The following is an 11,869-nucleotide window of genomic DNA, read 5'->3' as shown; positions in this document are numbered from 1 at the left end:
CCGAAGCCCAGGCCGCCCTGGTCGACCGGCTTGGTGACGCCGCCGAACGAGGTGGACTCCTCGGCGATCATGCACACGCCCGGCACCCGCTCGTAGAGGTGCTTGTTGACGTAGCGCAGGAAGTCGATCGCCTCGAGGTTCTCGTTGCCGCCGAACTGGTTCGGCACCCACTCGCCGTCCTTGCGCGAGTAGTCGAGGTAGAGCATGGACGCCACCGCGTCGACCCGCAGCGCGTCGATGTGCATCTCGGTCACCCAGTACAGGGCGTTGGAGACCAGGAAGCTCTTCACCTCGTTGCGGCCGTAGTTGAAGATGTAGGTGCCCCAGTCCATGTGCTCGCCCTGGCGGGGGTCGGCGTGCTCGTACAGCGCGGTGCCGTCGAACCGGCCGAGTGCCCATTCGTCCTTGGGGAAGTGGCCGGGCACCCAGTCGAGGATGACGCCGATGCCGGCCTGGTGCAGCTTGTCGACCAGGTACCGGAACTCGTCCGGACGGCCCAGCCGCGACTGCGGGGCGAAGTAGTTGGTCACCTGGTAGCCCCAGGACGGCTCGAACGGATGCTCGGTGACCGGCAGGAACTCGACGTGGGTGAAGCCCTGCCATTTCACGTACTCGACCAGCTCCTCGGCCAGTTCGAGGTAGCTCTTGCCCTTGCGCCACGAGCCGAGGTGCACCTCGTAGATCGACATCGGCGCCTCGTGCGGACGAGTGGCAGCACGCTTGGCCATCCACGCGTCGTCGGCCCATTCGTACTGGCTGGTGTAGACGATGGACGAGTTCGCCGGCGCCTGCTCGGCGAAGAAGGCCATCGGGTCGACCTTCTCGCGCCAGACGCCGTCGCCGCCCAGGATGTTGTACTTGTACAGCACCCCGTCGCCGACACCCTCGACGAACAGCGACCAGACGCCCGAGCCGGGCACCAGATGCATCTGGTCACCGGTCCACCAGTTGAAATCGGCGTTGAGCCGGACGGCCTGGGCGTTGGGTGCCCACACCGCGAAGCGGGTGCCGTGGATCTCGCCCCGCTCATCGTCGTGCAAGGTGACCGGGTGAGCTCCGAGCCGGCGCCACACCTCGGTGTCGCCACCGCTGTGGAACCCTTCGAGATCCCAGCCGGTCAAGCCACCGTTTGGATCGTGTGCCATCAGTTCTCCTCCTGGTTGTGCAGGGCGGGCTACGTCGTCCGTCCCGCGACATCATGGACCGCACCGAGCGGTATGTGAACCCATTCGGGCCTATTGCGTGTTTCGTACACCACCTCATAAACCGCCTTGTCAAGCTCATAGGCGTGGAGCACGGACGGCTCCGGTGCAGCACTGCTGCAGTACCCGTCGAGGAAGGCCCGACGAGCTGATCGAGACCAGGCACCGGCCCGGCTCGAGGTGGGATCTGGGTGGGCTCCCCGCACATAGTCGAAGGAGCGCAACATGCCGGCGACGTCGCGCCAGACACTGTCGGGACGGCGGCGCTCGGCCAGCGGCTTGAGGGGCTCGCCCTCGAAGTCGATGATCGTCCAGCTGTCGGAGCCGCGCAGTACCTGGCCGAGGTGGAAGTCGCCGTGGACGCGCTGGGTGGCCAGCTCCGCACCATCGAGAGCGCGGAAGACGGCTTCGGCCCGGTTCCGGACGTCGGCCAGCGCGGGCACCTGGGCGACGGCGGCGTCCAGTCGGCTCACCATCGCCGACGCCAGCTCGGCGCCGGAGGCTGCGGAGGTGCCGAAGGCGTCCGCGAGCCGCGTGTGCACCTGGGCCAGCGCCCGGCCCAGGTCGGACGCCTCGGGCGCGATGTCGCGTTCGTCGGCGCACATCTCGCAAGCCCACTCCCAGCCGTCCCGGACGCCCTGGATGCGTTCCACGAACATGCCCAGGTCGGCCTGCCCGCCGCCGGGAAGTTCGCCGACCAGCGTGCCGTAGAGCGCGGGGGTGACCTCCGAGCCGCTCAGTGCGGCCAGTACCTCGACGTCCAGGTTCCGACCCGGCTCCAGCTTGCGGAACAGTTTGAACAACCGGTCCTCGGCCAGGCAGATGGTGGTGTTGCTCTGGTCGCCACGCCAGACCCGGCTGGGTGCCTCGGGGTCGATGGCGCTCGCGTCGAGCCACTCCATGGCCGGATGCTCCGGATCGGTGAGCGCCCGGAGCAGGGCGCGCATGCACGCCCCGTCCGCGGACGCCTGAACCACGTGCACGGCACCCAGCCCGGGCTCGGTCACGCTGCCCACGACCGCACCCTCGGGCTCGGTCGTGTAGCCGACCAGCAGCAGGTACTGCTCGTCGGCGCCCCCGGCGTATCGGATGGTGGCGATCTCGGGGCGGACGGCGGGAAGCTGCCCGATCGGGGTCAGCCAGGGCAGCGGGGTCAGCTCGGCGAGGGTCGCCGAGAGACCCTTGCCGGCGAACCAGCGGGCCCCCGAAATCGCCTCCCACCAGGCTGCGAGCGGCTGTTCGGTCACCGTGCCATCCTGTCAGGAAAGCGTCCCGGGCAACAGCTTTCGGCGCGTGTCAGCACGCCTCAGAAGGCGCTCTGGACATGCAGCACGTGGGCCGGCGTGCCGGGGCTGAGCTTCACGTAGTTGCGCTCGCCCCAGGTGAACGTGGCGCCGGTCAGTTCGTCCCTGAGATCCACCGACTCCGCGCCCGGCAGCCCGAGCGCGTCCATGTCCAGGTAGACATCGGACTCGACGGTGTTGTCCGGATCCAGGCTGCAGATGACGATCACCACATCGTCGCCGTCGCGCTTGGAGTAGGCCATCACGGCGTCGTGCGGGGCGTGGTGGAAGTAGATCTGCCGCAGTTGCTGGAGCGCCGGGTGAGCGTGCCGGATCGAGTTCAGCGTGCCCATCAGCAGGTTGAGGTTGGGCTGGGCGTTGTAGTCGCGCGGCCGGAACTCGTACTTCTCCGAGTCCAGGTACTCTTCGCGTCCCGGGGCCACCGCCTCGTGCTCGAACAGCTCGAAGCCCGAGTAGACGCCCCAGGTCGGCGACAGCGTGGCGGCCAGGATCGCCCTGATGGCGAACATCGCCGGGTTGCCCGACTGCAGGTGGAACGGGTTGATGTCGGGAGTGTTCACGAAGAAGTTCGGCCGGTAGAACGGCGACATCTCGCCGGACAGCTCGGTCAAGTACTCCTCGAGCTCCCACTTGGTGGTCCGCCAGGTGAAGTAGGTGTACGACTGGTGGTAGCCGACCTTGCCCAGGGCGTGCATCATCTCGGGCTTGGTGAACGCCTCGGCCAGGAACAGCACATCGGGATCGGTCTCGCGTAGCTGGGTGAGGATCCAGCCCCAGAACTCGACCGGCTTGGTGTGCGGGTTGTCGATCCGGAAGATCCGGATGCCGTGGCTCATCCACAACTTGAACAGCCGCAGCACCTCGTTGTAGATGCCGGCCGGATCGTTGTCGAAGTTGATCGGGTAGATGTCCTGGTACTTCTTCGGCGGGTTCTCGGCGTAGGCGATGGTGCCGTCGATCCGGGTGGTGAACCATTCGGGATGCTCGGTCACCCACGGGTGATCGGGGCTGGCCTGCAGCGCGAAGTCGAGCGCCACCTCCACGCCGAGCTCCTCGGCCTTGGCCACGAACCGGTCGAACGATTCCCAGTCGCCCAGATCGGGATGGATGGCGTCGTGGCCGCCGGCCGCGCTGCCGATCGCCCACGGCGAGCCGGGGTCCTTCTCGGTGGCGTCCAGGGTGTTGTTCTTGCCCTTCTTGAACGCGCTGCCGATGGGATGGATGGGCGGCAGGTAGATGACGTCGAAGCCCATCGCCGCGGCGGCCTCGAGCCGTTCGTGCGAGGAGTCGAAGGTGCCCGAGGTCCAGGTGTCGGTGGCCTCGTCGTAGGTCGCGCCCTGGGAGCGCGGGAAGAACTCGTACCAGGACGAGAACAGCGCGCGCTTGCGGTCGACCCAGAGCGGGAAGTCGGCGGTCGGCGAGACCAGTTCGCGCGGGCCGTACTTGGTCATCGCCTCGGCCAGTCCGGTGCCGTTGGCCACCTCGAGCAGATCGGACGCCTTGCGCTGCGGAATCAGCAGCTGCGCGGTGGCCCGCAGGATGGACGCCTCGATCGGGTCGCCCGCCTCATCGGCCAGCGCGGCGGTGCGCTCCAGCAGATCCTTGCCCTCCAGGCAGACCAGTTCGAGGTCGATGCCGGCGGCCAGCTTGGCCTCGGCGTTGTGATGCCAGGTGCCCCACGGGTCCGACCAGCCCTCGACGCGGAAGGTCCAGGCGCCCTCGGCGTCCGGACGCACCCAGGCCTCCCAGCCGTCCAGGCCGGCCGGCTCGGTGGGGGTCATGTCGACGCGGGTCTCCACCCCGGCAGGGCTGGTCAGGATCACCGACGCGTTCACCGCGTCGTGGCCCTCGCGGAACACCTTGGCGCGGATCGGGATCAGCTCGCCGACGGAAGCCTTGGCGGCGTAGGCGCCGCCCTCGATCACCGGCCACACCTTCGCTACGGGGATCCGACCGAAGCCGAAGGGGCCGGTCATGGTGGGGGAAAGGTCAACTTCGATGGGGGCGGCGTCGCCCGCGTTCGTCAGTTCGCTCACGCGGGTCAACCTACCGGCTGACACCCCCAAGGTGGAGCACCTCGGACGGTAATAATCCGGACTCCGGAACTAACGGGCACAGCAAGCTCATAGGTGCAGCGGCAGCCCGAGATCCCGGGTCGAGCCCGGGATGACGGTGACGGACGATCGTCCTCCCGGCGGGCTCCGATCCCCGGCAGGGTTCGTCATCCTGGCGGACGCCGGGATCTCCTTCCGACCGGTATTTCACCGAGAGGAGATCCCGGAGCAAGTCCGGGATGACATAAGCATCCCGGATGGCGGCACTCCCCGGACGACAGCAGGCGCTCAGGCCTTGTCGGCGCCCGCCTCGTCCGGATCAGCCTCCGGCTCGTCACCGATCACCGGCTCAGCGCCTTCCTCGGCCTCGGAATCCTCGGCGGCGAGCAGGTGCGGAACCTCCGGGCTGACCGGAGAGGCTGCCACTGCTTGCGGGTGGTTCAGCACCTGCCCGTGCAACACCACCACGGTGTGCGCAGGCACGGTGATCATGGCGCCCACGCCCAGCGGACGATGCGGCAACTCCGAATCCAGTCCGGTGTGCGCCACAATCGTCCACCCCACCGACCAGGGTTGACCCGGCAGGGTGAACTCGATCGGGGCGTCCCCGCCGTGCACGAAGATCAGGAACGCCTCGTCGAGGTCGGAGACGTACTGGCCGAGGGTGCGACGTCCGGCCTCGTGCCAGTTGTCGATGGTCATCTCGGTGCCGTGCTCGGAGAACCAGGCCACCTCGGAGCGTCCCAGGCCGACGCCGGCGCTGTCGTGGATTTCGCTGTGAGTGCGGAAGTTCGGGTTGCGCAACACCGGATGCTCGGCGCGCAGCTTGAGCAGCTTGCGGGTGAGTCCGGTCTGCTCGGACCACTCTTCGGCGGTGTGCCAGTCCACCCACGAGACCGGGGAGTCCTGACAGTAGGCGTTGTTGTTGCCCTGCTGGGTGCGGCCCATCTCGTCGCCGGCGGTGATCATCGGCACCCCGGCCGACAGCAGCAGCATCGCCATCATGTTGCGGGCGCTGCGCTGCCGGGCGGCGCTCACCTGCTCGTCCTCGGTCTCACCCTCGTAGCCGTGGTTCCAGGACCGGTTGTCGTCGGTGCCGTCACGGTTGCGTTCGGCGTTGGCCTCGTTGTGCTTCAGGTCGTAGGTGACCACGTCGCGCAGCGTGAAGCCGTCGTGGGCGGTGACGAAGTTGATCGAGCTGGACGCCGGGCGTCCGGCATGGTCGAAGGTGTCGGACGACCCGGACAGCCGGGTGGCCAGCTCCTGGACGCCGTGCGTGGCGCCGCGCCAGAAGTCCCGGGTGAAGCCGCGGAAGTGGTCGTTCCATTCCGACCAGCCCTGACCCCAGCGTCCGACCTGGTAGCCGTACGGACCCAGATCCCAGGGTTCGGCGATCATCACCTTGCCGGCCAGCAACTCGTCGGAGGCGATCAGCTGCTTGAACGGATGATCCTGGCGGACGTGGTGCTGATCGTCGCGGATGAGCGTGGTGCACAGGTCGAAACGGAAGCCGTCCACGCCCATGTCGGTGGCCCAGTAGCGCAACGAGTCGAGCACCAGTTGCAGCACTCGCGGGTTCGAGGTGTCGACCGCGTTGCCGCAGCCGGTGACGTCGTAGTCGTTGCGGTTGTCGCTGGTCAGCCGGTAGTAGCCGCCGTGATCGATGCCTCGGAAGGACAGTGTCGGGCCGTCGTGACCGCCCTCGCCGGTGTGGTTGTAGACGACGTCGAGGATGACCGCGATGCCCGCTTCGTGCAGCTTGCTGACCATGTTCTTGAACTCGGTGACCTGGCCGCCCAGGGTGCCGGAGGTGGCGCTGGTGTACGGCGCGTGCGGCGCGAAGAAGCCGAGGGTGTTGTAGCCCCAGTAGTTGACCAGGCCGCGTCCGACGATGAACGGCTCGGAGACGAAGTGCTGCAGCGGCAGGAACTCGACGGCGTTGATGCCGGTCTCGACCAGGTGTGCGATGACGGCGTCGTCGGCGAATCCGGCGTAGGTGCCGCGCAGCCCCTCGGGGACCTCGGGATGTCGCTGGGTGTAGCCCTTCAGATGGGTCTCGTAGATGACCATCTCGTCGAGCGGAAGCGGCTTCGCCAGTGGCGTGGGCGGCGGACTGTCGGCCACCACCACACTGAGCGGGACGGCGCCGAACGAGTCGGTGGTGTCGCTCTCGAAGTTCGATTCGGTGGTGTGGTCGCTGATCGGTCCTCGGTAGTCGACATAGCCGGTGATCGCGCGGGCGTAGGGGTCGAGCAGCAGCTTCGCCGGGTTGAACCGGCGGCCGTCTTCGGGGTTCCACTCGCCATGCACCCGATATCCGTAGCGCTGCCCGGCGCCGACACCCGGAACGAAACCGCTCCAGATGCCTTCATCGGGGTTGAGCGTGAGATCGACGTTGGTCTGATGCTCGTCGGCATCGACCAGCGCCAACTCGACGCGCTCGGCACGTGGAGCCCAGAGGGCGAACTCCGTGCCGTCGTCGCGCGGATGTGCCCCGAGGGGAACGGTGGTGGCCGGTGCGCTGGGCACGGGCTCGGACATAGGCTGCCTTCGGATCGGGTATAGAACAGATGCGCCGGACGCGGGCGAGCCAAAGCACCCCCAGCGTGGAGTATCGGGTCATATAGTGCCGCAAGTAGCTGACGACGCAAGTATCGACGGGCCGGTCCGAGCGAAGCGAGAGGGTTGCGGATGACTGATCGGGTCTATCTCGACCATGCCGCGGGGGCCCCGTTGTTGCCGTCGGCGCGGGCCGCGATGGAGGCGGTCTGGGAGCTTCCCGGCAATCCGTCGTCGTTGCATTCCGCGGGACGCCGGGCGCGTCGGCTGCTGGAGGAGAGCCGAGAATCTCTGGCTGCGTCCTTGGGTTGTCTTCCGACCGAGGTGGTCTTCACCTCGGGTGGGACCGAGGCCAACAACCTGGTGCTGCTGGGTGCCGCCGGTGCGCGTCCGGAGCGGCCCCGGCTGGTGATCGGTGGGGGAGAGCACCCCTCGGTCGCGGGTGCCGTGGAGCGGTTGCCCGGACGGGTGGATGTGCTGCCGCTGGATGCCGACGGCCGGATCGTGGTGGGGGCCGAGTCGGTGATCGGCCCCGGGACCGCGCTGGTGTCGACCATGCTGGTGAACAACGAGACCGGGGTGGTGCAGTCCCTGGACGCCGTGGCTGCACGTGCCCGCGAGACCGGTGCCTGGCTGCACACCGACGCCGTGCAGGCGTTCGGTCATCTACCCCTGGATTTCGCCGCGCTCGGGGTGGACGCGATGACGGTGACCGCGCACAAGCTGGGTGGGCCGGTCGGCATCGGGGCGCTGGTGATTCGCCGGGAACTGACGCTGGCGGCGTCCGGCTTCGGCGGCGGGCAGGAGCGGAAGATCCGGTCCGGCACGGCGATGACCGCGCTGGCAACGGGTTTCGCCGAAGCTGCCCGCTGTGCGGTGGCCGATCTGGAGGTTGAATCGTCGCGGCTTCGCGAGCTCCGGGAGCGGCTGGCCGCAGGAGTGGCGGCGGCTGGCGAGGACGTCCGGGTGAACGGGGCGGAACCGGTCAGCCCGGCCATCCTGAACCTCACCGTCGCCGGTTGCCGTGCCGATGACCTGCTGCTCATCCTCGACGCGGCCGGCATCGACTGCTCAACCGGCTCAGCCTGCACCGCGGGCGTCCATCAACCCAGTGAGGTGCTGCTGGCCATGGGCCGGACGCCGGACGAGGCGTCCGCGTCGCTGCGGTTCTCGCTCGGTCGCTCCACCGACGCCGCCGCGATCGAGAAGGTGCTCGCAGTGTTGCCGGAGGCGGTGGAGCGAGCACGGACGGCCTTCGGCTGATCTGTCAGATCCCGTTGGTCGAGCTAGTGGAGGATCAAGTCCGAGGCGGGCAGTGGCGATTGATGTAGTCGGCCAAATCAACGGCGGGATCAGGGCTTCCACCGTCGCCGATCTCGATGGTCGAACGATCGAACTTGACGCCGACCGAGGCGTAGTCGGTTTCCAGTTGAGTGGCCAGTCCGATGCGGGCAGCGCGTGGCAGACCCTCCGGTGGGCCGATGCTGACGATCTTGTCGAGGGCGGCGCGAAGCGCGGCCTTAGAGCCTGGCTCGCGGCCCAGTGGTCCAGAGTGCGTCGCACGGCTTTGTAGAATGCTTCGGTGCGTGTTTTGGCAGCCATGTCCGGTGGCGTTGACTCCGCGGTCGCGGCCGCGCGCATGGTCGACGCCGGACACGACGTCACCGGCGTCCATCTGGCCCTGTCGAAGAACCCGCAGACCTACCGTTCCGGGGCTCGTGGCTGCTGCTCGCTGGAGGACTCCCACGACGCCCGGCGGGCCGCCGACGTGCTGGGCATCCCGTTCTACGTGTGGGATTTCTCCGACCGTTTCGCCGCCGACGTGGTGGACGACTTCCTGGCCGAGTACGCCGCGGGCCGCACCCCGAATCCGTGCCTGCGTTGCAACGAGAAGATCAAGTTCGCCGCTGTCCTGGAGCGGGGCATCGCCTTGGGTTTCGACGCCATCGCCACCGGCCATTACGCGGTGCTGCGCGAGTCGGACGGCCGTACTCAGTTGTGGCGTTCCGCGGAGGCCGCCAAGGACCAGAGCTATGTGCTCGGGGTGCTCGATCAGCGCCAGTTGAGCCGCTGCCTGTTCCCGCTCGGTCATGACACCGCGAAGGCCGACGTCCGTGCCGAGGCTGCGGCACGTGGCCTGTATCTGGCCAAGAAGCCGGACAGCCATGACATCTGCTTCATTCCCTCCGGTGATACCGCCGGGTTCCTGAACCGGCACCTGGGTGCGAGTGAGGGTGAGTTCGTGGACAGTGCCGGCGAGGTGGTGGGCGCGCACACCGGCAGCCACCAGTTCACCGTCGGCCAGCGCCGCGGGCTGCACCTGGGCGTCCCGGCTGCGGACGGCCGACCCCGTTACGTGCTCGGCATCGAGCCGGCCGGCAACCGAGTGGTGGTTGGTCCGCACGAGGCACTGGCAGTCAGCGTGGTCGACGGCATCCGGCCCAGCTGGGCCGAGCAGCCGGTCTATGGCCCGTGGCGCGGACTGGTGCAGGTCCGAGCCCACGGCGAGCCGCTACCAGCCACCATCGACGGTCGTCCGGACGGCATCACGGTGGCCCTGGATGCCCCTGCACATGGCATCGCCCCTGGCCAGGCCGTGGTCTGCTACGACGGCGACCGGGTCGTCGGCTCGGCCACCATCGCCTCGACCGGGCGCTGACCGGTGGTCGGCTTCACCGGTGTCGGGTCGCTGCCCGGCACGGACTATCCCGCCGCCGTCCGGCTGGTGATGGACACCCTGGGCGCCGACGGCGGACTCCCGCACCTGCCGGAGCTGCCCGGACGCGGCCCGTGGGCGGGCATGATCGGACGCGGTACCGCCGCCCTGACCGAACTGCCGGCCGAGCTGGTTGCGGGGGAATGGCGGCTGAGTGATCACCCCGGGATCGACCAGCGGCGTGCCCAGGCGACCCTGCGCGACGATCTGGACAGGTTCGAGGAGGACGCGCACGACTATGCCGGCACGGTGAAGCTGCAGGTGGTGGGCCCGTGGACGCTGGCCTCATCGCTGTTCCTGCCGCTCGGCGGACGGGTTCTGGGCGACCGTGCTGCACGTCGTGACCTGGCCCAGTCGCTGGCCGACGGGGTCGCGGAGCTGGTGGCCCAGGTCAGCAGGCGGTTGCCGTCGGCGACGCCGGTGCTGCAGATCGACGAGCCGTCGCTGCCTGCGGTGTTGAGCGGCGCGGTGCCGACCGAGGGCGGGTACTTCCGGCACCGCTCCGTGCACCCGCCGGAGGTCGCCGAGGCGCTCCGCCCCCTCGCGGAGGCCACTGAGTCCAGCGTGTTGCATTGTTGCGCGCCGGGTCTGCCGATCGACCTGGTCGGCGCCGCCGGCTTCGCCGCGGCGTCCGTTGATCAGGACCTGATCGCCGACATCGACACCGTGGCACAGGCCGTGGACGGCGGATTGCAGCTGTATCTGGGCTGCCTTCCGACGTCCGGCCCGGTGCGCGACTGGCGTCCGGATGACCTCGTCCGACGGGTGCTGCGGCTGCTGCAGCCGCTCGAACTGGGTCCGGTACTGGCGGACCGGCTGGTGCTGACGCCGGCATGTGGCCTGGCAGGGTTCACCCCGCGACAGGCCTCAAGCGCGCTGGCCGCGCTGCGGAGGGCGTCCGGCCTGGTGGATGAGGCACTGCGCCAGTAGCGAGCCGTTGGGAGGGCGCCTTGGGCCGGCGCCAGGCTCCGGGTCATCCTTCCCGGTTCTGCAGCTTCATCGCGAACGCGGTGACGCCGTCCGGATAGAACGGAGGATTGCCCTCGGCCAACTCGCTGAGCCGGTACCACCGGGCGACGGAGTCGTTGTCGAGCACCGGACGCGCGGCGCCGAACGGCAGTTGCTCCAGTTCGGGGCAGCGGACGGCGAACACATGGACGATCTCGTGTCCCGGTTCGCCGGCAAGCTGGAACAGGTTCTCGGTGACGGCGAGCAGTTCGACACTGCTCAACTGGACTCCCAACTCCTCACGGAACTCCCGCCGCAGCGCTTCCTCCGCGCGTTCGCCGAACTCGATCCCACCGCCGATGGCGCGGACAAACCGGTGATGGCCGGGGATCACGGCATGCTCCTCGGCCAGCACCCAGCCGTCCCGAACCACTAGTCCGACGGCGATGTTACGAATGCGGGAACTCATCCGAGGACGGTAGCGGGAACATGCGCATGCGCCAGTGCCGCGAGCTACCTGGCGGGCCCAAGCCCAGAATCCTGAGCCGGACGTCAACGCGAAATGGCGCTCCTCAGGTGTGTACTCAGGCCTCCGGGCGACAACGGTCCCGGACGGCGCGCCCATCTCGCCGCGCGTTTCCGGTCGACGCCGACAAGGGGGAGTTCTGCCCGCGAGCGAGCGCAGAGAGTGCCACGTGCGGCTCTTATAGTCGACGGCATGATCATCTGGCGTGGCTGGGGAATTCTGGCGATCCTGATCGGCGGTCTCGCGGCAGGGCTGGGTTCGGCGATCTCGGTGGTGAATCCGGCGCTGAGCCCGATTTTCATCGGCCTGATGCTGATCGGCGGCGGTGTGGGCACCTGGTTCCTCGGTGACTACCTCAACCAGAAGCGACCGGTGGCTGAGTTCGACGGCTGGTATGCCCGTCGCCGCGAAGAGGTCGCCGCCCAGGTGCGCGGCGGGGCCTACAACAATGTGCCCGACCCGCAGCGACCCGGACAGCTGGCCGACCCCTGGGCGGTCGGTGAGTACGTGCTGAAGCAGGAGAGTACGAAGGTACGTGCCGCGCTCACCAACCGGCATTC

General features: G+C 68.5%; 9 protein-coding genes. 4 read left to right on the top strand and 5 right to left on the bottom strand.

Annotation, left to right across the window (positions count from 1 at the left end):
• From glgB to glgX, 4 genes are all read right to left on the bottom strand, one after another.
• The coding region (gene glgB / locus Q0066_RS08565) for a 1,4-alpha-glucan branching enzyme (protein ID WP_298131998.1) at window positions 1-1,145 on the bottom strand (1,145 nt) is incomplete at its 3' end.
• A 29-nt stretch (window positions 1,146-1,174) separates the two neighbouring features.
• On the bottom strand, window positions 1,175-2,449 hold the full coding sequence (locus Q0066_RS08560) for a phosphotransferase (RefSeq protein ID WP_298131996.1): 1,275 nt from the start codon (window positions 2,447-2,449) through the stop codon (window positions 1,175-1,177).
• A 59-nt stretch (window positions 2,450-2,508) separates the two neighbouring features.
• Complete coding sequence (locus tag Q0066_RS08555) at window positions 2,509-4,482, bottom strand: alpha-1,4-glucan--maltose-1-phosphate maltosyltransferase (RefSeq protein WP_298132000.1); 1,974 nt, start codon at window positions 4,480-4,482, stop codon at window positions 2,509-2,511.
• A gap of 366 nt (window positions 4,483-4,848) precedes the next feature.
• On the bottom strand, window positions 4,849-7,101 hold the full coding sequence (gene glgX, locus Q0066_RS08550) for a glycogen debranching protein GlgX (protein WP_298131995.1): 2,253 nt from the start codon (window positions 7,099-7,101) through the stop codon (window positions 4,849-4,851).
• 150 nt (window positions 7,102-7,251) lie between these two features.
• Between glgX and Q0066_RS08545 the strand changes: the two genes are divergently transcribed.
• The 3 genes from Q0066_RS08545 (at window position 7,252) to Q0066_RS08535 (ending at window position 10,765) form a co-directional block, all read left to right on the top strand.
• Window positions 7,252-8,382 (top strand): cysteine desulfurase family protein, encoded by a 1,131-nt coding sequence (locus tag Q0066_RS08545; RefSeq protein WP_298131993.1) that lies wholly within the window; start codon window positions 7,252-7,254, stop codon window positions 8,380-8,382.
• A gap of 319 nt (window positions 8,383-8,701) precedes the next feature.
• Complete coding sequence (gene mnmA / locus Q0066_RS08540; protein WP_298131991.1) at window positions 8,702-9,778, top strand: tRNA 2-thiouridine(34) synthase MnmA; 1,077 nt, start codon at window positions 8,702-8,704, stop codon at window positions 9,776-9,778.
• Window positions 9,779-9,781: 3 nt separating this feature from the next.
• Entirely contained in the window at window positions 9,782-10,765 is a 984-nt protein-coding gene (locus Q0066_RS08535) for a methionine synthase (RefSeq protein ID WP_298131989.1), read from the top strand.
• A 43-nt stretch (window positions 10,766-10,808) separates the two neighbouring features.
• On the opposite strand, the gene Q0066_RS08530 is transcribed toward Q0066_RS08535, so the two are convergent.
• Entirely contained in the window at window positions 10,809-11,252 is a 444-nt protein-coding gene (locus Q0066_RS08530) for an NUDIX domain-containing protein (RefSeq protein WP_298131987.1), read from the bottom strand.
• 249 nt (window positions 11,253-11,501) lie between these two features.
• On the opposite strand from Q0066_RS08530, the gene Q0066_RS08525 reads away from it, so the two are divergent.
• Window positions 11,502-11,869: hypothetical protein (locus Q0066_RS08525; protein WP_298131986.1), on the top strand; the 368-nt coding region annotated here is incomplete at its 3' end.

The organism is Micropruina sp. (assembly GCF_027492755.1).
GTDB lineage: Bacteria > Actinomycetota > Actinomycetes > Propionibacteriales > Propionibacteriaceae > Micropruina.
The sequence above is the reverse complement of the archived record's forward strand: the minus strand, read 5'-3'. Positions and strand labels throughout refer to the sequence as shown.